Origin of the sequence: Mesobacillus jeotgali, assembly GCF_014856545.2 — a bacterium.
GTDB lineage: Bacteria > Bacillota > Bacilli > Bacillales > Cytobacillaceae > Mesobacillus.
In genome coordinates this window covers 1,008,568-1,030,380 of sequence record NZ_CP109811.1, presented here as the reverse complement: position 1 = coordinate 1,030,380, position 21,813 = coordinate 1,008,568, and the positions used below count along the sequence as shown (strand labels likewise).

The following is a 21,813-nucleotide window of genomic DNA, read 5'->3' as shown; positions in this document are numbered from 1 at the left end:
CCTTGCCCTCTAGACACGAAACAAAAACCTGTTGAATCGATCAACAGGCTGAAGCTTGTCTACCCTGTATGGTTAACGACGATAGGTTAAATACCGTTCATAATAAATGTCGATAAAATCTGGCGCAAAGGGTCCCTTCCTTTGTCGGATCCAGCGTTTTAGCTTTTCAACATTATATTTTAATATCTTATCGATTACATCAGGGTACTGCATTTCTTTACGATGGCGCTCATATTCATCTTCATCGAGCAGATTAAACGTCATATCAGGAAAAACTTTAATATCGAGATCATAGTCAATATATTTCAGTGCTTCTCCATCAAAAATAAATGGAGAACTGATATTGCAGTAATAATACACGCCGTCTTCCCGAATCATGCCTATAACGTTGAACCATAGCTGAGAATGGAAGTAACAGATTGCAGGCTCTCTCGTAATCCAAGTTCTTCCGTCTGACTCAGTCACGACTGTCCGATCATTTCCGCCTATCACAAGATTTTGTGTTCCTTTTAAGACGGTAGTTTCTTCCCAGACTCGATGGATGTGCCCATTATGCTTATAACTATGGATTTGGATCGGTTCACCTTCTGTGGGTACGCCCATGTTCTTCTCCCCTACTTTCCTTTCCCGGAAACTTTGCAACCTATTAATGTATATGTATCTATATCCTTCAAAACGACAAAAGGCAACAAAGAACGATTCCTATTTTTTATTATTATAACGGTTAACGAGAGAATTTAAAACAAAAGAGCCACCGATTTCCTCGATCGCCCAATAAATTTGCTTGAATTTTTATAAAAATCCACTATTTTTTATTACAATCAAATAAACTGAGAAGTCTTAACGAAAGGTAACGGCAAGTTCCTGATACGTATGGATGACTTCCTCCGTCTGCTTTTCAAACATACGGTGTATCTCCTTAAGGTCCTGCTTTTTTCGGTCAATTTCCATCCGAAGATCCTCTAGTTCAGCGCTTTGCTTAAGGGCATCCAGCTGCTTTTCAATCTCCTGGCATCTTTCCAATTCAGACTGCAGATATAGAAGTTTTTCCATCGTTTGCATTTGTGTAGAAACCAATTCGTTAAATTTATCCATGCTTTTCCACCGCCTGTAAAATTTATCTTCTAAATGTATTCTTGGGTGGCGATGAAAATCCTTTGACTAGTTATGTAGAGGAATTGGAATCTTTGTCGAATGGAGGATATTGATTTTTTGTATAACTGGAATTTTTAACTAGATGCGAATTATTCAATAAGTTCCCGTACAATAATGGAAAAGGCACTCTACGAATTAGAGTGCCTTTCATTAAGGTGATATTAGCGCTGTTGACCAGAGTTTTGGCCTTTACGAGCTTCAGCTTGCTGGTTTTGCTGGCGTACTTCTTGAGCGTTAGTTTCGCTCGCGAATTCAGTGCCGAATTGGCCCTGGCGTCCAGCTGATTGAGCGTTTTGCTGTCTTACTTCTTGAATGTTAGTTCCAGCTTGAGATTGGTTAGGTTGTTTTGCCATTGTTTATCACCTCCACGAATAATAGATTAACCATCCGTGGAGGGTGCTATCCGACTTTTTTATACCAAATTCATCCAGAACGATTCTCCTTACACTAATAAAGAGATACCGCCATCGACGATGATTGTCTGCCCGCGTATCATGCTGGATTCATCCTTCAGCAAGAACATAATCGCATTTATCATATCATCGATTTCGACCATTCGTCCGGCAGGTGTTTTCTCTCGAGCCTCAGCAAGGAGCTCCTCTCTATTTGGGAAATGCGTCAATGCTTCCGTATCGACAGCCCCCCCTGACACGGCATTGACAACGATGTTTTTGCGCGCCAGTTCAACAGCAAGATATCTTGTCAGGGCTTCCAGAGCCGCCTTTGAAACCCCTACAGTCGTATAATTTTCAAGGTATCGAATCGAGCCAAGTGAACTGATGCTGACAATTTTACCGCCGCCATTCCTCTCCATCAGCTTTGCCGCTTCCTGTGAACAGAACAACAAAGCCTTACTATTGATGTTCATTGTCCAGTCCCAATGTGATTCCTCAAGCTCCATTGCCGGTCGCAGTACACCTGAAGCTGCATTGTTAACAAAGACATCGAGCCTTCCGAATTCTTCCTCTATTTGTTCAAACATTGCTTTGATTTTGCTGACATCCCCGACATTCGCTTTAACGACAAGGACTTTTCTGCCAAGAGCTTCGATCTCTTCTGCTGTTTCCTGGGCTGCCTTCTTGCTGCGGGCATAATTGACGACGATGTCATATCCCTCTTTTGCGAGTTTGAGGGCCGCCGCTTTTCCGATTCCCCGGCTGCTTCCGGTAATGAGTGCAACTTTTTGTGTCATTTACAAAATCCCTTTCAATCCAGTTCTTGCTAAAAAAGCAGAACCTTAATTTTGTTTCATTTTAGCCTGTTCAGGTATATATGACAATAAGGATATGTTCCTTGTCAATCTTTGATAAAAAACCACCGTACTGAAAACACTAATCTTTAGGTTAATAATCTTTTGAAAGGATGATTCCCGATGTATGTAGGACGTGATATGACCGAATTATCAATGATGCCCAAAACCGATTGGAAGGATAGCGAGCTTGCCTTTTTCCATCACTCTCTCCAGCAAATGGTTCCGTACCTGAATGCCGAAGGCCAGACGATTCACAGGGAAATTGTTGAAGAAATCGAAAACCGGGGTGGTTTGAACCGAGGCGAAGCCGATTACACACACGGAACCAAAGTGAGCTACGATTAAGATTCGAGAGCACTGTGAGTACAAAAGCTTAGGTGAAAAAAGGCTGCTAACCCGATGGTTAGTCAGCCTTTGTTAATTCCAAATACTGTTTCAGCATTTTTTGGTATGGAACCGGGAAGGCAAATTCCTCAATTTCATTCTCGGTAACTAATTTCAACTGTGGATACTCAACGATGTCACCTTTAAACTGGCCGCTGAACACTTGTATGTTCCACACTAGATGTGAAAATACATGATTAATCTCCCCTATGGAATCAGTTATCTTTGGCGTTAAACCATAAGCCTCTTCAAAATGCTGTGACAACTGGTCTCTTTGTCTCTGGAAATCGAGACTCAGCTCAACAGTCGGGAATTCCCACAGGTTGGCCAGCAAGCCGGTTTCTGGTCTTTTCCGTATAAGGATCCTTCCTTCCTCATCTTTAAAGATTCCGGAAGCAAGCTGGACATTTTTCTGTTTTTTCTTTTTAGTTTTTACTGGCAGTTCACTCTGCACGCCTTCGTGAAAAGCTTCGCAATGGTCCCTGACCGGACAAAGCAGGCAGGAAGGAGAAGTGGGGGTGCAAATAAGGGCACCCAGCTCCATCAGCGCTTGATTGAAAAAAGAGGGATTTTCGTGGGAGATCAGCTCCCTGACTGCCGCTTCAAAAATTTTACGGGATGCCGGTTTGGCAATATCCTCCCGAATTAACAAGATGCGCGATAATACCCTCATGACATTACCATCTACGGCTGGCTCAGGTTTTCCATAGGCGATGCTGAGGATTGCACCGGCAGTGTACGGACCAACGCCTTTTAATGCAGAAATTTCAGCTGGTGAATCTGGAACCCTGCCGCCGTATCTTTCATTAACTTCTCTTACAGCGGATTGTAAATTACGGACACGGGAATAATAACCGAGACCTTCCCATGCTTTAAGGACTTTTTCTTCATCAGCGGCTGCAAGCGCCTCTATTGTTGGAAAATTATCCAAAAATCGATTAAAATAAGGGATGACAGTATCTACTCTAGTTTGCTGGAGCATGATTTCTGATACCCACACTTTGTAAGGATCCTGGTCCTTTCTCCATGGCAGTTCTCGCTGCTCACTTACAAACCATCCTATCAAGTCATCCTGAAAGGATTTTATATCCATTTTATCTATACATTTCTTGATGTCAGTTGCCACTTTCGTTCCTCCAGGTGTTAAACTTTCCGGAAATTTGGGAATATAATATTAACGCTTCTGCTTAATCGCCATAAAGCCTATACGTTCCAATCCGCCCGGAACAAAGTCCTCAAGAATTCCAAAAACGGAATGGTTTCGGGATTGACGCATTTTTTTCAACGCATGGTAATGGGCTTCAGTCGGGACATAGAATGATTCGATGAACATATTACGCTCTTCCGACTGGCTGCATGAAAACATATCAGCTTCAAAATCAGGAAGCATGGTTGAGATTTTATCAATTGTTTCATGGTATTGACTTAGCAGATTTTGTTTTACTTCATATTGCACAATCATCTGGATCATTTTTTTCAGCTCCTTTATGTGACTCGTGAAAGGACTGATTGATACAGCCCTTTAAAAGTAAACTATTATTCGTTTTGTGACAAGAACTTTTGCCTGCCAGGTAATTATTATGAAAAGGAGGCTGTTTCCATGGATACTGGTACCCATGTTGTAATGGGATTCGCTCTAGGCGGCTTAGCGACGCTTGATCCTGCTGTCAGCGAAAGCACCGCCACTGCATCAAGTGTTCTGATCGCGACACTTGTTGGCTCGCAAATCCCTGATATCGATACTGTATTGAAATTGAGGAATAATGCTGTCTATATCCGGAACCACCGGGGCATCACCCATTCAATTCCAGCAGTCCTCCTGTGGCCGTTGCTTATTTCTGGGACAATCTACTTTTTCTATCCTCAAGCAAACTTGCTGCATTTATGGATTTGGACATTTATTGCTGTTTTCCTTCATGTTTTTGTCGACATTTTCAATGCCTATGGGACCCAGGCTTTGCGTCCTTTTTCGTCGAAATGGGTCGCTCTGGGGGTAATCAATACATTCGACCCGATTATTTTCGCGCTTCATGTCGTCGGATTGTTCCTCTGGGCATTTGGATATCACCCTGGATACACCTTTTTAACGATCTATGCCATTTTGGTGTTCTACTATATTTACCGCTTTATTATGAAATTTCGAATACGACGGGCAGTAGAACATATTGTACCGGATGCTACAGATATCATTATTGCTCCCACCATGAAGTTCAACCATTGGCGGGTTGCAGTCATGAATAAGCACCAGTTCTTCGTCGGCCGGGGCCACAAGCATCATGTGAGAATTCTCGATCAATTCAATCGTGTACCTGTCCCGGAAACTCCGGTGCTAGAGGCAGCAAAAAAAGACAAGAACCTGTCAGCATTCCTGTCCTTCTCACCAGTCTACCGCTGGGAATGCGATGAATATGATGACTATTACGAGGTTAGATTCATTGACCTTCGCTATCGCAGCAACGGGCATTATCCATTCGTCGCTGTCGTGAATCTGAGCAAGGACCTGGAAATTCTCAGCTCCTATACCGGCTGGATTTACAGTGAAGAAAAATTAAGAAAGAAATTGGAATTCCTTCCTGGAGAAGGTTGAGACCGGGCGTATTGCCCGGTTTTTTTGTGTTGTTTTTGGAAGGGGAGTAAGGAGGCTTAGTTTCGGATATTTAGCAAAAAATACATTTTATGTGACCGGTTTTGCATACTCTCCCTTTAACCGGGCACATAGCTGCTCTTTATGTTCCCGGTTTTCCGTGTTCTCCCTCTAACCGGTCACAAGTTTTATCCGCACTTTCACAAAACACAAAAATCCCCATAAAAGGGGATTTCGCTTTAATGTGTATTATCAGGATCCTGCTGATCCAATAGATGCTTATACTTCGGGTTCCTGGCGACAAATTCATGGAGCTGTCCTCCGTAATTTTCGATCCATTGACGTACAACTTTTTCAGTCATTTCGCTGCCCATATATTTATGTCCAGCCTTTGCGTAGGTTGACTCAAAGTCTCCCCATAAAAGCTCCACCCACGTCAATGCCTGCTCATAAGTAATGCCGTTATTTTTTTCCTGCAGCAGGCTTGCAAGCTTCTCAAGAGTTTCCTGCACTTGTGAACACCTCTTTGCCAATATTTAATGTAGTTATGAATGATTGATTTTATCCAATACTATAAATGCGTGCAGCTATTTTGGCATACACGTAATTTACCCGTCACGGAGGGCAATAATGCGAAATAAAGTAACCAACTTCCCAAACCAGAACAACAATAAGCTTGAGGGCGAACCCCGGGCTAAAGCAGAATATGCTTCAAGAAGAGCTGATGGTACCATCAATACTCATCCGCAGGAGCGCATGTACGCCTCATCTCACCGTGAAGATGACACTTCAGCGGTCATAAAAGACCATTAAAAAGCTCTTGCACAACATCAGGTAGCTTTAAAGTCAGCAAAAAAACAGGTGCAAAACCAGATACTTAATTCTGGTTTTGCTCCATTTTTAATAATAAAGAAATCGGCAGTGCTTCTTCTTTTCCATCTCCATTAAGACGAGCACCCCAGGCAAAAACGCCATTCATATAATCAATTTTAAAATAGGAGCCCGGGTCCCCATCAATCCCATAGATTTCACCTGGCTTAAAATCATCCGGGTTCAACATGTAAGATTTGGCCATGGCAATTTTACGTTCATAAACGGCAAGCTCACTTACCATCCCCATCTGCTCTGCTTTTCTAGCCTTATCACGCAGACTGGCAATTTCCTGGTTCAATTCGTATGCAGATAACTCACTGTAACGTTTTTCCCTGCTCATTTATAATCACTCCTGGATTGTTCTCGCTTTTAACATTTTAGCATTTAAGATATAAATAAATTATAGCATGTAATTTTAAGGAGGCTATCATGAAAGCAATCATTGTGACTGGAGCCGGTACAGGCCTCGGCAAGGAGCTGTCCTTGCTTTTAGCAGAACAGGGTTACTATTTAATCTTAACAGGAAGAACCGTTGAGAAGCTTAATGAAGTCAAAGAGCAAATCGAAAAGTCAGGAGGAAGTGCCACGGCAATCCAGCTTGACCTTCGCAACCTTGAGGATATTAAGGAAAAAGCTCTGTTGATCAGCAAAAAGCATGAAATATACGGTCTCGTGAATAATGCAGGACTCGGTTACTTCGGCCCGTTCCCCGAAATCTCAGATACTGAAATCGAGGAGATGTTCCAGACAAATGTATTTGGGACGATTAATATGACGAAGGCCATCCTCCCTTATCTGGAACAGCATAATGAGGGGCTGGTTTTAAACATTGTTTCTACAGCCGGGCTGCGCGGGAAAAAGAATGAAGCTGTTTATTGCTCCAGCAAATTCGCTGTCAGGGGTTTCACTGAAAGCCTGCAGAAGGAGTTTGAAGGAACCAGAATCCGCTTCGTCGCTGCTTATATGGGCGGAATGAACACTCCATTTTGGAATGATAGTGAGCATGTGGCTGACCCAACTAGACTTCGGTCAGCTGCCGAGGTAGCCGATATCATTATCGAAAATCTGAACAAAGAAGAAATTGTTATAGAATCTAAAAAATCATGACACGGGTCATGATTTTTTTATTCCTCATTCTCTTTTTCAGAAATGAATTCATCAACCATTTCCATCGGAAACCCTTTGCGGTACAACGCCATCTTCAGCTTCTGCCTGTATTCCCTTTCCGGCAATTTACTGTATTTGTTGTGCAGCTTCTCACCCTGGACCCTTAATGCATCCATTTCATCGTCTTCTTCCTTCTCCACACTTGTTTCTTGCAGGGCAGCCCTGATAATCCCGAAGGAATACCCTTTACGCTGAAGCATCTGCTCTATTTTCTGTTTCAGTATTTTGGACGAATCCTTCTTGTTTTTCTGTGCATATTTATCACTAAGCTTAATCGCTTTTTCTAATTGTTCAGCAAATGAAACCTCTTCAATGACCTTTGAAATGAGATCGGGTGATATTCCTTTATTCTTCAATTCCTGTTTAATCACCTCTGCTCCCTTGTCTGTCGTATTCAACTGAGTCCGGACAAAGGCATTTGCAAATTCCTCGTCATTCAGGAATTTGAATTCATATAATTTATGAATTGCTTCTTTTATAACTGGTTCAGCCATTTCTTTTTTTAACAGGTAATCACGCACTTCAGCTTCAGATCTCATGCGATGGGCTAAATAATTGATAGCTGCATTATAGGCTTTGCGGATGTCATCCTGGAAAAGCATCTCTGTGACTGAAAAATCATCGAGCTCCATCCCTTTTTTCAGGTTATGCTTAATCAACACATCTTCATCAACGCTGAAGGCATACTCTTCCCCTCTGCCGCTGTCGGTAAAAATGCTGTATCTTTCCTTATTATGTTTTTGAACAGAAATCTTTGTGATCACTGGCATGTGATTTTCACCTCTAATGAAACTTTAACACATTCAAAGGAGGTTTATCATTTTAAAAGAAGTACTATATTAACAAGAGGCTTTATTGAGGAGGATTATTGATGAAAGTAGCGATAACCGGAGGAACTGGACTTGTAGGCAAAGCGCTAAGCAGTCACTTGATACAAGAAGGCCATCAAGTGTATATATTAACCCGGAATCCAGGTGAATCACAAAGCAGCAACCCAAAGTTTATCCAATGGCTTAATCCTGGGGACACACCTGAAAAGGAACTGGAAGGCATAGATGCAATTGTCAATCTTGCTGGCGCTACAATCAATAGCAAATGGACGGATGAATACAAACAGAAAATTATTGCTAGCCGGCTGCAGGCAACAGATGAGGTCAAGAGGATTATTAAAATGATGCCGAAAAAACCTTCTGTTTTAGTTAACGCAAGTGCTGTAGGCTATTATGGCACATCATTAAGCAAGGAGTATACAGAACAATCAAATAAGGGAAACGACTTCCTCGCAGCCACAGTGGATCAATGGGAAGCCTCAGCTGCCGAGGTTAATGTTATGGGGGTCCGCTCCGTTTTTTGCCGTTTTGGTGTCATCCTTGATAAAACCGCAGGAGCCCTGCCGCGAATGGTTCTTCCATATAAATTTTTTGCTGGAGGAAAAATTGGCTCCGGCAAGCAATGGCTGTCATGGATTCATATAGAGGATGTCGTACGCGGGATAATTTTCACCATCGAAAATAATAAAATAAACGGCCCTGTTAATTTCACAGCTCCCTGCCCGGTAAAGATGGATCAATTCGGTGAAACTTTATCGAGAATCATAAAACGCCCCCACTGGATGCCTGTCCCCTCATTTGCTCTAAAATTACTGCTGGGAGAAATGAGCATCCTAGTATTGGAAGGACAGCGCGCAATCCCGGAAAAAATGCTCAATGCTGGTTTTACATTCAGGTATCCTGAACTTCAAGATGCACTTATAGAAATTTTCGGCAAATAATGCTGTTTAATCCCTTTCAACAAGGAAATACTGGTAAAGTAAAACAATTTGAAAGGGTGGGTAACCAATGGATAAGAAAAAACGAGACAAGACTAAAAGCACTTTATCAAGCATGCAGGAAGTTACATACAGCCATGAATTCAAGAAAGCCGACAGAGATGGCGGCTATACAAATGGAAAGAGATAATAAGCATTAAGCACCCCTTTATTGCGAAATATAAAAGTACGGAAATGATCCTATTTCCGTACTTTTATCCTGAAAGGGGTTTTTTCGAATGGGTCGTGCTCATGGACATAAAACACGTGACCGCAACAAAGCTTCTCTTCCTCAGGTTCCTAAAAATATGAAATCTGATGGACTTGACGTAGAATTTGACCGAGACCTTGCCGATCATGAGGACCTTGAGGCAATGGCTCGATCCAAGGCTGCCGATGAACGCGCAAAAAAACAACCAAAATAATCCCCATAAAAAAGAAAGCAGAATCCATCATGGGTTCTGCTTTCTCTTTTAAGGGGAAGGGGAATATCAACAGTTAGTAACAGGATTTATATTGTGAATGTTTTCACTAACTTTTGATATCTTTACTATACGCTCTCTCTCCAACTTATACAATGGCTTTCACCAATTGTTCAAAATAAATACACCCCAGTTATTAACATTACTGTGGACAATGTTAATAACTCTTCCAATCGCTTACTATTATTAGATTTTTATTATACTAACTTTTTCACGTGATATTTGTGGATAATGTGTATAAGTCTGTGGAGTACTCGGAAAATAGTGATTTTACCTGTTGATAAGTATGGTGATAAATAATCGCTATTAATATTTCCCTTTCTTCTAGCGCCGCAAACCATATTCATAAATAACAGCCCTAAATAATTTACATGAACAAGTCAAATACTATTCCTAATTGGAGCTGAACTTTTAACAATACGGAGGGATTCCTGATGGCAAGAAGGAATAAAATACTTGTACCTGAAGCTAGAAAGGCATTGGATGACTTGAAAGCTCAAGTAGCCGGAACAATGAAATCAGAGGATGCCAAATACGAGACCGCCAGGGAGATTGGGGTTCCCTTGAACAAGGGGTATAACGGAAATCTTTCAACCCGTGAAGCTGGCCGGGTCGGTGGCAGACTGGGAGGAAATATGGTTCGTGAGCTCGTTAAAATGGCACAGGAAAATCTGCGTAAGAAGTAAGGATTTTAACTGTTTATAAAATGATTGACAGCTGCTGGAAAATATCATATAATGATAAAGCTTCGCCAAAAAGAAGTAACTTGAATCACAACTAATAATTATGTAAACAATTAATGGCGTTCTGCTTTTTATTTTTAGGTAACAACTTATTCACACTGGATCGGCTTCGGAGCCGTAAGGATGCAAGAGAGGTAGGGCTTGTGTCGTTTAGGTTTAAAAATGGTCAAGTGGAATTTTGTACCGCGGCAAAGTTTATAATGGATGATTTTTCATACATCTTGTGGAGTAGCAAGTTACTTGAAAGCGAACCGGATAACCGGTTCGCTTTTTCTAAATGTGAAAAGACAGATTTAAATTGCGTTATTCATCCTGTCCTGTTCAGTGTTATCAGATGGTTCCTGTTTGTAGGTCGGCAGGATAATGGTGACCTCTGTCCCAACTCCTTTTTCACTCTTGAATGATATCGCCCCGCCCATAGCTTCAATTATTTTTATCGAAACAGAGGTTCCGAGACCCGTACCTTTATCTTTAGTAGTATAAAATAATGTACCAAGTCTGGCGATTTGCGCACTATCCATTCCTTTTCCCTTATCCGAAACCACTACATGGGATTCATTTCCGGATGAAGCCTGGCTGATGATTACTTCCCCGCCGTCATCACTTGCCTCGATCGCGTTCTTTATAATATTCACCAGTGCTTGTTTTAACTGGTTCCTGTCTGTTTTTACATATACTCCCCATTCGAGCTGGACATTCACCTGAACCCCTTCCTTTGCAGCAAATGCCTCTATAAGCAATGTGACTTCAGCAATGATTTCTGCCAGTTCGGCATCTTCAAGTTTCTCAAATTGTGGCTTGGCGAAATTCAGATAATCATTAATGATCGATTCCGCCCTGCCAAGTTCAGTCAAAACGAGGCTTAAATAATAATAATTATCCCCTTTTTCTTGCTTGTGCATCATTTGTAAAAACCCTTTTACCACCGTTAACGGATTACGGATTTCGTGTGCAATTGACGCAGCTAGTTCACCCAGTGTATTCAGTTTTTCGGCGCGCAGGATTTCTTTTCTCATTAAATCCTTCTCGATCAAGGACTCATTCATAATTGCCGCAACCCATACCGCAAAAACCTGTATTGCCCCAAAAATGGCTACATTCATCATAATCTGATTCGTGTCTTCCGCTATTGCATCATTAATGAAAATATTGGCCACCAGAATCATCAGCATGGAGAACGAAGGCCATAAACCAACAAGGACCACTGTTCTAATTCTCTTCTTTGCATCGAAGGTCCAAAACTTTTTCATGAATAAGTATGGAATAAGTGCTGCCAATAAACCGCTCGCATATCCGAGCAGAAGGTCACCGCCCATTATTGTCCTTGTTGCGAGGTAGGTTACCAAAACCATTGAACCTGCAATCGGGCCGCCATATAAAAAGGCCAGCACCATGGGGACATAACGAAGATCCCAGAATAAGCCGCCTTCCTCATACGAAAAAGCAAGGGAAAGAAACACAGCACCACTTTGAAGTATCCCGCACAAGTAAGGGGATTTCCCAACCCTTTTATTATCAAAAAGGACACTGTGAATGAAGATTGGCAGCAGAATAATAAGGACGTTTAGAAGAAGTTTCTCAACAAGCATTTCATATTCTCCATTCGAAGAGGTTTGGTTTATATAAAGCCGGACCAATTCTGTCCTGCTGGATAGCTTTCTCGTATTAGGAATACGACAAAGTTTTTACGAATCCTCTATTGCCCGGGAAATTTGTCATATTTAACAAGAAAATGCTAGAGCCAAACTCTGATCTTTAAATAAGTACTATCTAATAATTTTGCGAGCACCCGACTTACTATTATTAAAAATAAAAAAAGAAGCCCTTAGGCTCCTAGTAATTTATTGCTTTATACATTGAATGATTCTTTTCTAAGAAGTACTTGCTTCTGCATTCTTAAGCTGTCGGGGCTCTTCTTGAAAAGACTTCTGAACAGGGCTTGCAATAATTAGTTGAAAGCAGATAAGTTTGCAAAAAGAGCCTAGTTCATTAACATTTTCTTTTCCAGCTGGCTCGTGTACAGACTATGGTAAAAACCTTTTTGTCCCAGCAATTCGTCATGGCTGCCTTTTTCAATGATCTGCCCATCTTCAATGACGATAATCTGGTCAGCGTTTTTAATCGTATTCAAACGATGGGCGATGATGAAGCTTGTTCTGCCTTTCAGCAGATGCTGGAGTGCTTCCTGGATTTTAAGCTCAGTAATCGTATCAATGCTGCTCGTTGCTTCATCAAGAATTAAAATCGATGGATCAGCAAGGATTGCCCTTGCGATGGATAACAGCTGTTTTTGCCCCTGGCTGATGCCCGCATCATCCTGGCTTAACACGGTATCGTATCCTTCCGGAAGCCGGCGGATAAAGGAGTCCGCATTTGCTGCCTTTGCTGCCTGCTCTACTTCCTTATCTGTTGCGTCCAGCCTGCCGTAGCGGATATTTTCTCTAATGCTGCCCTGAAAAAGGAATGAATCCTGGAGGACAAACCCCATTTGGGTACGCAAGCTTTCGCGGGTAATTTTTTTGCTGTCATATCCATCAATTGAAATGAGTCCCTCATTTGGCTCATAAAAACGTGAAATCAAGTTGATGATTGTGGACTTACCAGCACCTGTAGGTCCAACGAGGGCAATACTTTCGCCCGGTTCAGCTTTAAAATTCAAATCAGACACTGTTTCCCCGCCTTTTTCATATGAAAAGATACATCATTGAATTCGACCTTACCCTTGATGTTCTGAAGGCGGGCAGCTTCTTTCTCATCGACTGCTTCTTCTTCAGTATCAATGATATCAAAAACCCTGTCAGCCCCTGCAACTGCAGAAAGTAGAGTATTGAACTGGTTCGACAGGTCATTCAGCGGTCTTGTGAACTGCCTGGAGTACTCCGTGAAAATAACGATTGTCCCAATCGATACGTAGCCTCTAAGCGCGAAGTAGCCGCCAACTCCCGCCACAATGGTGAAGCTCAGGTTATTGAGCATATTCATTAATTTTGGAATGAAGCCGGTGAAGGTCTGGGCCCAGTATCCGGACTCCTTCAACTGCTTATTCTTAATACGGAACTCTTCAATAACTTTTGGTTCTTGCGAGAAAGATTTTATGATTTTCTGACCAGAGATGGTTTCTTCAATATAGCCATTCATTTCTCCAAGCCGGCGCTGCTGTTCTTTATACAGCCTTCCGGTCCGGCTCGTAATCCACTTCATCCCCATGAACATCAGCGGCACAATGATCATCGTAACAAGAGTTAGCAGCGGACTTAGCCAAATCATGACGGCGAGAGTTCCCACAAGGGTAAGCACACTAGAAAAAATCTGGATGACAGAAGAATTCAGCGTCGCACTGACATTCTCAATATCATTGGTTACCCTGCTCATCAATTCACCATGCTGGCGCTTGTTAAAGAAATCAATCGAAAGCTTATGAAAATGAGTGAACAGCTGTTTCCTCATTGTATAGACTGTCTTCTGGGCAATACCAATCATCCAGTAGCTCTGGAGCCATAAGGATAAAGAGTGCAGCCCATACACAACGCCAAGACCGGCTAACAGCCAGATGAATCCGTCAGTGGACTCTGTCGCAAAATACTCATCAATTCCCCATCCGATCAGGAATGGTCCCATTAAACCAAGTGCAGAACTTGCCACAACCATTAATAGAACCAGGATCAGCAGGCTCCTCTGTTCTGCAAGGTAAGACCAAATCCTTTTAACCGTCGGCCCAATTCCCCTTACAGAATTACTTTTTTGATCTGTCTTGCTCTGCTTTTTTAACATCCTGCCTTCACCTCCCCAAATTGGGATTCGTAAATAGCCTGATAAAGGGCAGAATGGTCAAGGAGGTACTCATGGTCTCCATATCCAATTAAGGTGCCATCTTCTAGCAGCAGGATCTTATCCGCTTCCTTAGCGGTGCTTATCTTTTGGGTAATGATGACTGTTGTGCAATGGTATTTGGTGATCGAATCCAAAAGCTTTGCTTCTGTTTTTAAATCAAGCGCACTCGTGCTGTCATCAAGCAGAAGGATTCTTGGATTTTTAATCAGTGCCCGCGCAATGGATAGTCGCTGTTTTTGTCCGCCCGAAAGATTGACACCTTTTTGTCCCAGAAGTGTATTATATCGATCAGGAAGTTTTTCAATCGTTTCATGGATCTGGGCATCAGACGCAGCCTTGACCATTTCCTCATCGGTGGCATTCTTTTTGCCCCATGCAAGATTTTCTTTGATAGAACCAGTGAACAGCAAAGCCTCCTGGGGAACGTAGCCAATCCCCTCTCTCAGACTTTTAAGTTTAAAGTCCTTGATTCTCCGGCCGTCTATTCGGATTTCCCCGCTCGTTACATCATATAACCGGGGTATAAGCTGGAACATCGATGTCTTCCCGGCACCAGTAGCCCCTAGTACAGCCACTGTTTCACCTGGCTCAATCGAAAAGGATAGATTTTGAAGGATTGGGATATTGGTGTTTGGAAACTGGAATGAAACCTTGTCAAACTCGATTTTCCCTTTAGAAATCCCGTACTCCTTACTGCTTTCGATTGTATCTTCCAGGTCTATTTCCTCATTCAGCACATCTGTCACACGCTCAGCAGATGCTCTGGCACGGGAAAGGACCATGATAATCCATGAAAACATTGAAAAAGCATTGGTGATCCTGGCTGCATAATTGACAATTGCAACCACTTCACCGACAGAAACGTTACCAGTCTGGACTTGTATTTTTCCGAACCAAAGGACAGCAATGACACTCAGGTTCATGAAAAGCAGCAGGACAGGAATCGTTACCTCAGTAACCCTTAGAGCAAATATGGTTTTATCCTTAAGGTTATTGTTCGCATTTTCGAATCTTGTACCTTCGTAACCACCTCTGGCAAATGCCTTGATCAGCCTCATCCCCACAAGGTTTTCCCTCATGACACCATTTACTTTGTCCAAACGCTTTTGGACACTTTTGAATAATCCTGCAGCCTTGGTCATGATCCATATCAGGAATATCAACAGAGGCGGGATAATGATGACAAATGCAAGAGACAGTTTCACATTGACGAGCATGGCCATAATGATTCCGCCGATGACTAACAGAGGAGCGCGCAATGCAATCCTCAAGCTCATAAAGAATGTATTTTGCAGCTGTGTCACATCATTGGTAATCCTTGTGATCAATGATGATGATGGAAAGTTACTGAAGTTAGTGAAAGAAAAAGCCTGGACCTTGGCAAACAGCTTTTCCCGCAAATCATAGCCAAAGCTTTGGCCTGCATGGGCAGCTATAAACGAATTTGTGATACCGGATGCAAAAGCAAGGAATGAAATCCCGAGCATGATTGCACCTAATTTGATGACAGTATCCAGGTCCCTGGCGACAATTCCCTCATCGATGATCTTAGCCATCAGCAGCGGCTGCACAAGTTCAACCGCCAGTTCGACGAGCATCAAGCTTAGCGCAGCCCAATCGGGATGCGATATGGTTTTACAAATGAAAATATACTCATGAAGATAGGACCCCCGTTGAAACAATCTTTATTATTTCGGCTTACGAATTTTAATATCTTCTATAATACCTCTTTTGGTGAATTTTTTGAATTGAAAGAGAATAATTTATTTTGCTTTTGGTGCTGAAATTTTTTTATAGGCTTATTATTTGTTTTACAACTAAAAAACAGCACCGTTTATTAAGACGATGCTGCTTTTGACTTATTTCATATAATTTCAAGAATTCTGCACGAGATGATCCTTTAACTGGTCCCTTAGTGCGCGTTTGAGGAACTTCCCTACTGATGTCTTAGGGATCTCCTCCATGAATACAACATCATCTGGCAGCCACCACTTGGCGAACTGCGGGGCGATGAATTCGAGAATTTCCTGCTTATCGACCTTGCCTCTATATTGTTCCTTCAGTACAACGCAGGCAACCGGTCGTTCCTGCCATTGCTGATGAGGAACTGCGACAACACTCGCCTCGAATACAGCCTCGTGAGCCATCAAGGCATTCTCAAGGTCGACCGATGAAATCCATTCGCCGCCGCTCTTGATCAGATCCTTTGTGCGGTCGACCAGCTTGATGACACCCTCTTCATCAACAGTGGCTACATCCCCGGTGTATAGCCAGCCATCGCGGAATGCATCTGCCGAACGCTCATCCTTATAATATTCATCGGCAATCCATGGTCCGCGCAGCAATAGTTCTCCCATTTCCTCTCCATCCCACTTCACTTCGCCATTTCCGCCGATGACTTTCATTTCAAGCCCAGGTACAAGGAGTCCTTGCTTTGAGCGGATATCTAAAATTTCATCTTCGTCCAAGCCGACCTGATAGCTCTTCAGACGTGATACTGTTGCCAGCGGAGTGGTCTCTGTCATGCCGTATGCATGCAGGAATGGAATCTTATATTTTGTTTCAAACGCCTTGATCATGCCTCGCGGTGCCGCGGAACCGCCACAGACAATCGATCTAAGTGAAGAGGTATCATAGCTTCCATTTTCAAGCTCATTCAGCAGGCCTAGCCAAATCGTCGGCACTCCTGCGGTGAAGGTGACCTTTTCCTGTTCAATAAGTTCAGCAAGCAGCTTAGGTGTGAACAGCGGGCCAGGCAGCACCTGGGTCGAGCCGAACCATGTCGCAGCGAATGGCATGCCCCAGGCATTGGCATGGAACATTGGCACTACCGGGAGGACGACATCTGTTTCGGATAACGCAGCAGTATCTGCCAACCCAAAAGCGTAGCTGTGGAGCACTATGCCTCGATGGGAGTATACAACCCCCTTTGGATTGCCAGTGGTTGCAGATGTGTAGCACATCCCTGCCGGAGCATTCTCATCAAGATCCTTCACGAATTCAAAATCCGGACTGCCCTCGCGGAGAAGCGTTTCATAGGAATAGACTGGCTCCAAAGTTGTTTCCGGCAGTTCATCCTTGTCGGTCATGATGATGTATGCCTCTACTGTTCTAAATTGGTCCTTGCTACGCTCAATCAGCGGCACCAGGTCCTCATCGACAAGCAAAACTTTATCTTCTGCATGATTGATAATGTAGGAGACATGTTCTGGCGACAGGCGGATATTGATTGTATGAAGAACTGCCCCCATTCCCGGAGCAGCAAAGTAGACTTCAAGATGGCGATGATGATTCCAGGCGAATGTGCCGACCCTGTCTCCCTTTTCCACACCCAGCTTTTCAAGCGCACTGGCAAGCCTGCGGGTCCTCTCGCCTATCTCCTTGTAAGTGAACCGGTGAATACCTGATAGTGTTCGTGACACCACCTGCTTTTTCGGGAAAAATTTTTCTGCTCTTTCCAATAGCGATCCTACTGTTAATGGAACATTCATCATACCGACATTTCTCCTTCCGCTTTTTAAAATAGGACTCTAGTATTTACTGCTTTTTATACTGAGCCAATCTTGCAAAATCTCATCAGTCTGTTCTCCTTTTTTTGGCGGCGCTGCTTCTGTTTGCGATGGCCTATCTCCATGCATTTTAATCTGGCCTTCTGGCAATACAAAATTCTTTTCTCTCCAATATGGATAGTGAGCCAGTTCTCCCGCCTCAAGTACAGGTGTAAGGCAGCAGTCGACCTTCATGCCGAAATCCGCCCACTGTGAGAGCGACTTGCTTTTAAACAGGTCAACAAGCTCGATGTATACAGGATTAGTGTTTTCCGGCCTGGAATAATGCGCCGAGAGCCAATCCTCCCGTCCGACAGCCTGGCAAAAATTGCGCCAGAACTTTGACTCGAGTGCCCCAAGGCTGACATAGCGGCCGTCCTTCGTTTCGTATAGCCAATATCCAATGACGGTGCCGTTTAGAACGGAAACGCCATTAGGATAACCTGTTTCTTTTTCAATCAGGACATGGTTTGCCATCAAGGCTGCCATGCTGTCAGCAATGGAAATGCAGTGATAGCTCCCCTCACCGGTTTTCCCCCTGGCTACAAGAGCAGCAAGGATCCTTTCACTGGCCGCCATTCCCCCGATATAATCAGAAAAGGTATGGGTTGGATGAACCGGTCTTCCTTTATCGTCCTTCATCTGGGCCAAAGCGCCGCTCAAGCTCATATAATTAAGATCATGGCTGCCCAGGCTGCTCATCTCTCCGTCCCTGCCGTAACCTGTCACCGAGCAATAGACGATTCCTAAGTTGACCTTTTTCACCGCTTCATAACCAAGTCCAAGCTTATCCATCACTCCCGGCCTGAAGCTCTCAACAACTACATCGGCCTTGGCCAGCAGGTCAAGGGCCAGCATCTTGCCTTCTGGCTGCTTCAGGTTGATGACGATACTCTTCTTGCCGCGGTTATGGGCGTTAAATACATATCCTTGCCCTGTATTCCTTGCGGGGTCTCCCTCCGGCGCTTCGACTTTGACAACCTCAGCCCCAAGCTCTGCTAATCTCAGAGTCGCAAAAGGTCCGGGGATATAATTGGTGAAGTCTACTATTTTAATACCATCTAACATGTTAAAAAACCCTTTCCATTACGTCGGCTGCCCTTTTGAAAACAATTCTTCCATTTGCTTTCTGAGCATGAATTTCTGGATTTTCCCGCTCGCATTCCTAGGAAGTGCATCCACAAAGAGGTATTTGCGCGGGCGTTTGTAATTTGCCAGGCTGTCGCTGTTTTTGCACCATTCATCCAATTCCTCTTCTGTTACCTTTGAATCTTTTTTAACGACAAAAGCTGTCACCGTTTCGCCCCAGCGGTCATCCGGCTGGCCGACTATCGCAACGTCAAGCACACCCTCATGGGCATGGAGCACATCTTCTACCTCACGCGGATAAATATTTTCACCCCCGCTGATGATCATGTCATCCACCCTGTCCTTGACCCAGAGATATCCCTCTTCATCCAGGTAGCCGATATCCCCTGAATGATACCAACCCTTATGCATCGCTTTTTCGGAAGCCTCTGCACGGTTGAAGTAGCCAGACATCATGCATGGACCCTGAACGATGATTTCACCGCTTTCGTCTGGCGGAAGGACGTCTTCGGGGTCAGACGGACCATCCTCGTTCGGCCGGACAATCCTGATTTCATGGTTAAGGCAAGCCTGGCCTGCCGCACCTGCTTTTGTCAGCTGGTCATCCTCGGAAAGGAAAGTGATTGCAGGACCCATTTCTGTCATTCCATAAGCCTGGACGAGCTTGATGCCCAGCTTGTCATGGCAGGCATGGACAAGCGACGGCGCCATAGGGGCAGCTCCGTACAGTCCCAGTTTCAGACTTTCGATCTTATAGTCGTCCAGGTTCTCCTGAAGAAGCATATTCCACATCGTAGGAGCCGCGAAGAACTTCGTGATTTTTTCAGAATCAATCAGCTCCAGCACTTTCTTTGGAGCGAATTGATGGAGAATGACATTGCTCCCGCCCACATGGATTCTTGGCAGGAATGCGCAATGGAGCTCGGCACAGTGGAACATTGGTGCAGTTACCAGACCTTTATCATTTGCACCCAGTTTGGTTGAACCGACAACGATGAGACTCTGCTCGACCATATTGCGGTGCTTGTGCATAACGCCTTTTGGCCTGCCCGTTGTCCCGCTTGTGTACATAATCGCGTACAGATCATTTTCGTCTACTTCAATCTCAACTGGCTTCGTTTCCGCAGCTTTCACTTTTTCATGATAGCTCTGGGCATACTCTGGCGTATCTTCGTCGATATACCAGAAAGCGATATGCGGGAATCGCTTTTCAATGGCCGCGATGACTGGCTCAACCGCTTTTTCAAAGAGGACGACCTTCGGCTCGGCATCGCTCAGGATAAAAGCGACCTCCTCTCCCATCAGCCTGAAATTGGTTGGATTGAAGACTGCACCAATTTTCGCACAGGCGAAAAACGCCGTACCCAACTCCTCGGTATTAAAAGTGAACGTAGAAACTCGGTCGCCTTTCTTCACTCCTTCAGCAAGGAGCGCGTTGGCAAGCCTGTTCACTTCATCATTCCATTCACTATAAGTAAAGCGGACATTTTTGCGGACATCATAGAGGGCTTCCTTGTTCGGGAATTTCATTACCGTTAGGTCAAAAATTTTGCCGATCGTCGTGCTCATTTGCATTCCTCCTAATAAAATGTCGATTTTATGCTTTACAGAGTAGCTGTATATAGTAGACCTATTGATGACCTTTTTTTCTCACTTTTGCTATTTTCGGGCACCAATAAGACCTATTGGTTACCTCTTTTTCCGATTTGGGAGCTTATTGGGCGCCAATAGAAGGTTCTTAATCTAGACGTTCGATAATAGTGGCGTTTGCCATGCCGTGCCCTTCGCACATTGTCTGCAGGCCGTAGCGTCCGCCGCTCCTCTCAAGTTCGGACATCATTGAAATCATCAGGCGGGCGCCGCTCGCTCCAAGAGGATGGCCTAGCGCGATTGCTCCGCCATTCGGATTAAGTTTTGCAGGATCTGCTCCCGTTTCTTTCAGCCATGCCATCGGTACAGGAGCAAATGCTTCGTTTACCTCGAAGACATCAATATCCTCCAGCTTCAGGCCGGCTTTTTTGAGGACTTTTTCCGTTGCCGGAATCGGTCCTGTCAGCATCAGCGTCGGATCTGACCCTACCACAACCCTGGTGTGAACCTTAAAGCGCGGCTTTAAGCCTAACTCTTCAGCTTTTTCACGGCTCATCAACAATATGGCACCTGCTCCGTCACTGATCTGGCTCGAGTTCCCGGCATGGATGACACCGTCTTCTTTAAAGACCGTTTTCAACCCGGCCAAAACTTCAGGTGTCGTTCCTTCGCGAGGACCTGAATCTTCCGTCACCAAAGTTGTTTCACCATTTTCGAGGGTGACCTCGAGCGGCATGATTTCTTTTTTAAAATAACCCTCTGCCTGCGCCTTCAAAGCCCGGCGATGGCTTTCAGCAGAAAATTCATCAAGTTCCCGGCGGGTAAAACCGTATTTCTCCGCAATCCGTTCTGCGGATAGACCCTGATGGATCATCTCGTATTGCTCTCTTAGTTTAGGGCTGAAAGGGTTGGCTTCCTGGTAATTGGAGCCCATCGGAACACGTGTCATATTCTCAACGCCGCCGGCAATGACGACATCCATGTCCCCTGCAAGGATTGCCTGGGCCGCAAAATGGACTGCCTGCTGGCTCGATCCGCATTGACGGTCAATCGTTGTTCCCGGTACTTCAATTGGGAAACCGGCTGTCAAAGCCGCTACCCTTGCAATATCACCAGCCTGTTCTCCTGACTGTGTTACACAACCGAGGATGACATCTTCAACAAGTCCTGCATCGATTCCGGCCCGCTTCACAACCTCTTTTAAAACCCCTGCAGCCAGCTCATCCGGCCTGATATCCTTCAATAACCCTTTTCTTCTGCCGACAGGCGTCCTGACAGCTTCAACGATTACGACTTCACGCATGTTCA

Annotated in this window: 23 protein-coding genes and 1 pseudogene; 8 read left to right on the top strand and 16 right to left on the bottom strand. The window is 44.1% G+C overall.

Annotation, left to right across the window (positions count from 1 at the left end):
* Positions 1–72: 72 nt before the first annotated feature.
* The 4 genes from FOF60_RS05115 to fabL form a co-directional block, all read right to left on the bottom strand.
* A complete protein-coding gene (locus FOF60_RS05115) occupies positions 73–603 on the bottom strand; it encodes a nucleoside tri-diphosphate phosphatase (protein WP_041967592.1) in 531 nt (176 codons plus the stop codon).
* Positions 604–840: 237 nt separating this feature from the next.
* Positions 841–1,095, bottom strand: coding sequence for a YgaB family protein (locus FOF60_RS05110; RefSeq protein WP_192469468.1), 255 nt, complete (start codon positions 1,093–1,095; stop codon positions 841–843).
* 221 nt (positions 1,096–1,316) lie between these two features.
* Entirely contained in the window at positions 1,317–1,508 is a 192-nt protein-coding gene (locus tag FOF60_RS05105; RefSeq protein ID WP_192469469.1) for a gamma-type small acid-soluble spore protein, read from the bottom strand.
* Positions 1,509–1,597: 89 nt separating this feature from the next.
* The gene (gene fabL / locus FOF60_RS05100) at positions 1,598–2,347 is read right to left on the bottom strand and encodes an enoyl-[acyl-carrier-protein] reductase FabL (protein ID WP_192469470.1); all 750 of its coding nucleotides are present in this window, start codon (positions 2,345–2,347) and stop codon (positions 1,598–1,600) included.
* Between the two features lie 180 nt (positions 2,348–2,527).
* On the opposite strand from fabL, the gene FOF60_RS05095 reads away from it, so the two are divergent.
* Positions 2,528–2,752: a hypothetical protein gene (locus FOF60_RS05095; protein WP_192469471.1), complete on the top strand. Its 225-nt coding sequence runs from the start codon at positions 2,528–2,530 to the stop codon at positions 2,750–2,752.
* Between the two features lie 58 nt (positions 2,753–2,810).
* Here FOF60_RS05095 and mutY read toward each other — a convergent pair whose 3' ends face one another.
* Both mutY and FOF60_RS05085 read right to left on the bottom strand, forming a co-directional pair.
* Positions 2,811–3,884, bottom strand: a complete 1,074-nt coding sequence (gene mutY, locus FOF60_RS05090; RefSeq protein ID WP_192469880.1) for an A/G-specific adenine glycosylase — start codon at positions 3,882–3,884, stop codon at positions 2,811–2,813.
* Positions 3,885–3,965: 81 nt separating this feature from the next.
* Positions 3,966–4,262: a hypothetical protein gene (locus FOF60_RS05085; protein ID WP_192469472.1), complete on the bottom strand. Its 297-nt coding sequence runs from the start codon at positions 4,260–4,262 to the stop codon at positions 3,966–3,968.
* A 129-nt stretch (positions 4,263–4,391) separates the two neighbouring features.
* On the opposite strand from FOF60_RS05085, the gene FOF60_RS05080 reads away from it, so the two are divergent.
* The gene (locus tag FOF60_RS05080) at positions 4,392–5,378 is read left to right on the top strand and encodes a metal-dependent hydrolase (protein WP_192469473.1); all 987 of its coding nucleotides are present in this window, start codon (positions 4,392–4,394) and stop codon (positions 5,376–5,378) included.
* 236 nt (positions 5,379–5,614) lie between these two features.
* Here FOF60_RS05080 and FOF60_RS05075 read toward each other — a convergent pair whose 3' ends face one another.
* Positions 5,615–5,887, bottom strand: a complete 273-nt coding sequence (locus FOF60_RS05075) for a YfhJ family protein (RefSeq protein WP_192469474.1) — start codon at positions 5,885–5,887, stop codon at positions 5,615–5,617.
* A 118-nt stretch (positions 5,888–6,005) separates the two neighbouring features.
* Here FOF60_RS05075 and FOF60_RS05070 point away from each other — a divergent pair, with 118 nt between their 5' ends.
* Entirely contained in the window at positions 6,006–6,188 is a 183-nt protein-coding gene (locus FOF60_RS05070) for a small, acid-soluble spore protein K (protein ID WP_023625563.1), read from the top strand.
* A gap of 64 nt (positions 6,189–6,252) precedes the next feature.
* Here FOF60_RS05070 and FOF60_RS05065 read toward each other — a convergent pair whose 3' ends face one another.
* A complete protein-coding gene (locus tag FOF60_RS05065; RefSeq protein ID WP_192469475.1) occupies positions 6,253–6,588 on the bottom strand; it encodes a YfhH family protein in 336 nt (111 codons plus the stop codon).
* An 89-nt stretch (positions 6,589–6,677) separates the two neighbouring features.
* Here FOF60_RS05065 and FOF60_RS05060 point away from each other — a divergent pair, with 89 nt between their 5' ends.
* Positions 6,678–7,355 (top strand): SDR family NAD(P)-dependent oxidoreductase, encoded by a 678-nt coding sequence (locus FOF60_RS05060; RefSeq protein WP_192469476.1) that lies wholly within the window; start codon positions 6,678–6,680, stop codon positions 7,353–7,355.
* 17 nt (positions 7,356–7,372) lie between these two features.
* Here the strand turns inward: FOF60_RS05060 and recX are convergent, their stop codons facing one another.
* Positions 7,373–8,185 carry a recombination regulator RecX gene (gene recX / locus FOF60_RS05055; protein WP_192469477.1) on the bottom strand — a complete coding sequence of 271 codons (813 nt, stop codon included), beginning with the start codon at positions 8,183–8,185 and terminating at the stop codon, positions 7,373–7,375.
* A gap of 101 nt (positions 8,186–8,286) precedes the next feature.
* Here recX and FOF60_RS05050 point away from each other — a divergent pair, with 101 nt between their 5' ends.
* The 4 genes from FOF60_RS05050 to FOF60_RS05035 all read left to right on the top strand — a co-directional run bounded on the left by FOF60_RS05050 (position 8,287) and on the right by FOF60_RS05035 (position 10,390).
* The gene (locus tag FOF60_RS05050; RefSeq protein WP_192469478.1) at positions 8,287–9,186 is read left to right on the top strand and encodes a TIGR01777 family oxidoreductase; all 900 of its coding nucleotides are present in this window, start codon (positions 8,287–8,289) and stop codon (positions 9,184–9,186) included.
* 67 nt (positions 9,187–9,253) lie between these two features.
* Entirely contained in the window at positions 9,254–9,373 is a 120-nt protein-coding gene (locus FOF60_RS05045) for a YfhE family protein (RefSeq protein WP_192469479.1), read from the top strand.
* A gap of 88 nt (positions 9,374–9,461) precedes the next feature.
* Complete coding sequence (locus tag FOF60_RS05040) at positions 9,462–9,647, top strand: YfhD family protein (RefSeq protein ID WP_192469480.1); 186 nt, start codon at positions 9,462–9,464, stop codon at positions 9,645–9,647.
* A 491-nt stretch (positions 9,648–10,138) separates the two neighbouring features.
* Positions 10,139–10,390, top strand: a complete 252-nt coding sequence (locus tag FOF60_RS05035; RefSeq protein WP_192469481.1) for an alpha/beta-type small acid-soluble spore protein — start codon at positions 10,139–10,141, stop codon at positions 10,388–10,390.
* 350 nt (positions 10,391–10,740) lie between these two features.
* On the opposite strand, the gene FOF60_RS05030 is transcribed toward FOF60_RS05035, so the two are convergent.
* From FOF60_RS05030 to FOF60_RS05000, 7 genes and pseudogenes are all read right to left on the bottom strand, one after another.
* Positions 10,741–12,036 carry an ATP-binding protein gene (locus tag FOF60_RS05030; RefSeq protein ID WP_192469482.1) on the bottom strand — a complete coding sequence of 432 codons (1,296 nt, stop codon included), beginning with the start codon at positions 12,034–12,036 and terminating at the stop codon, positions 10,741–10,743.
* 392 nt (positions 12,037–12,428) lie between these two features.
* Positions 12,429–14,218: pseudogene (locus FOF60_RS05025) on the bottom strand (ABC transporter ATP-binding protein).
* The gene (locus FOF60_RS05020; protein WP_192469881.1) at positions 14,212–15,876 is read right to left on the bottom strand and encodes an ABC transporter ATP-binding protein; all 1,665 of its coding nucleotides are present in this window, start codon (positions 15,874–15,876) and stop codon (positions 14,212–14,214) included. Before FOF60_RS05020 ends, FOF60_RS05025 begins: the two are co-directional and overlap by 7 nt.
* Before the next feature lie 276 nt (positions 15,877–16,152).
* Entirely contained in the window at positions 16,153–17,772 is a 1,620-nt protein-coding gene (locus FOF60_RS05015; protein WP_192469483.1) for a long-chain fatty acid--CoA ligase, read from the bottom strand.
* Between the two features lie 36 nt (positions 17,773–17,808).
* Positions 17,809–18,894 (bottom strand): CaiB/BaiF CoA transferase family protein, encoded by a 1,086-nt coding sequence (locus tag FOF60_RS05010; protein WP_192469484.1) that lies wholly within the window; start codon positions 18,892–18,894, stop codon positions 17,809–17,811.
* Positions 18,895–18,912: 18 nt separating this feature from the next.
* A complete protein-coding gene (locus FOF60_RS05005; RefSeq protein WP_192469485.1) occupies positions 18,913–20,484 on the bottom strand; it encodes a fatty acid--CoA ligase in 1,572 nt (523 codons plus the stop codon).
* Between the two features lie 169 nt (positions 20,485–20,653).
* Positions 20,654–21,808 (bottom strand): thiolase family protein, encoded by a 1,155-nt coding sequence (locus FOF60_RS05000; protein ID WP_192469486.1) that lies wholly within the window; start codon positions 21,806–21,808, stop codon positions 20,654–20,656.
* Positions 21,809–21,813: the final 5 nt, after the last annotated feature.

What these genes read in the sequence shown, in the direction of transcription:
- mutY (WP_192469880.1), bottom strand. Translation starts at nt 3,884, where the DNA reads ATGGATATAAAATCCTTTCAGGATGACTTGATAGGATGGTTTGTAAGT.
- FOF60_RS05095 (WP_192469471.1), top strand. Translation starts at nt 2,528, where the DNA reads ATGTATGTAGGACGTGATATGACCGAATTATCAATGATGCCCAAAACC.
- fabL (WP_192469470.1), bottom strand. Translation starts at nt 2,347, where the DNA reads ATGACACAAAAAGTTGCACTCATTACCGGAAGCAGCCGGGGAATCGGA.
- FOF60_RS05070 (WP_023625563.1), top strand. Translation starts at nt 6,006, where the DNA reads ATGCGAAATAAAGTAACCAACTTCCCAAACCAGAACAACAATAAGCTT.
- FOF60_RS05035 (WP_192469481.1), top strand. Translation starts at nt 10,139, where the DNA reads ATGGCAAGAAGGAATAAAATACTTGTACCTGAAGCTAGAAAGGCATTG.
- FOF60_RS05065 (WP_192469475.1), bottom strand. Translation starts at nt 6,588, where the DNA reads ATGAGCAGGGAAAAACGTTACAGTGAGTTATCTGCATACGAATTGAAC.
- FOF60_RS05000 (WP_192469486.1), bottom strand. Translation starts at nt 21,808, where the DNA reads ATGCGTGAAGTCGTAATCGTTGAAGCTGTCAGGACGCCTGTCGGCAGA.
- FOF60_RS05045 (WP_192469479.1), top strand. Translation starts at nt 9,254, where the DNA reads ATGGATAAGAAAAAACGAGACAAGACTAAAAGCACTTTATCAAGCATG.
- FOF60_RS05030 (WP_192469482.1), bottom strand. Translation starts at nt 12,036, where the DNA reads ATGCTTGTTGAGAAACTTCTTCTAAACGTCCTTATTATTCTGCTGCCA.
- FOF60_RS05060 (WP_192469476.1), top strand. Translation starts at nt 6,678, where the DNA reads ATGAAAGCAATCATTGTGACTGGAGCCGGTACAGGCCTCGGCAAGGAG.
- FOF60_RS05115 (WP_041967592.1), bottom strand. Translation starts at nt 603, where the DNA reads ATGGGCGTACCCACAGAAGGTGAACCGATCCAAATCCATAGTTATAAG.
- FOF60_RS05020 (WP_192469881.1), bottom strand. Translation starts at nt 15,876, where the DNA reads ATGCTCGTCGAACTGGCGGTTGAACTTGTGCAGCCGCTGCTGATGGCT.
- recX (WP_192469477.1), bottom strand. Translation starts at nt 8,185, where the DNA reads ATGCCAGTGATCACAAAGATTTCTGTTCAAAAACATAATAAGGAAAGA.
- FOF60_RS05005 (WP_192469485.1), bottom strand. Translation starts at nt 20,484, where the DNA reads ATGAGCACGACGATCGGCAAAATTTTTGACCTAACGGTAATGAAATTC.
- FOF60_RS05050 (WP_192469478.1), top strand. Translation starts at nt 8,287, where the DNA reads ATGAAAGTAGCGATAACCGGAGGAACTGGACTTGTAGGCAAAGCGCTA.
- FOF60_RS05085 (WP_192469472.1), bottom strand. Translation starts at nt 4,262, where the DNA reads ATGATCCAGATGATTGTGCAATATGAAGTAAAACAAAATCTGCTAAGT.
- FOF60_RS05010 (WP_192469484.1), bottom strand. Translation starts at nt 18,894, where the DNA reads ATGTTAGATGGTATTAAAATAGTAGACTTCACCAATTATATCCCCGGA.
- FOF60_RS05040 (WP_192469480.1), top strand. Translation starts at nt 9,462, where the DNA reads ATGGGTCGTGCTCATGGACATAAAACACGTGACCGCAACAAAGCTTCT.
- FOF60_RS05110 (WP_192469468.1), bottom strand. Translation starts at nt 1,095, where the DNA reads ATGGATAAATTTAACGAATTGGTTTCTACACAAATGCAAACGATGGAA.
- FOF60_RS05080 (WP_192469473.1), top strand. Translation starts at nt 4,392, where the DNA reads ATGGATACTGGTACCCATGTTGTAATGGGATTCGCTCTAGGCGGCTTA.
- FOF60_RS05105 (WP_192469469.1), bottom strand. Translation starts at nt 1,508, where the DNA reads ATGGCAAAACAACCTAACCAATCTCAAGCTGGAACTAACATTCAAGAA.
- FOF60_RS05015 (WP_192469483.1), bottom strand. Translation starts at nt 17,772, where the DNA reads ATGATGAATGTTCCATTAACAGTAGGATCGCTATTGGAAAGAGCAGAA.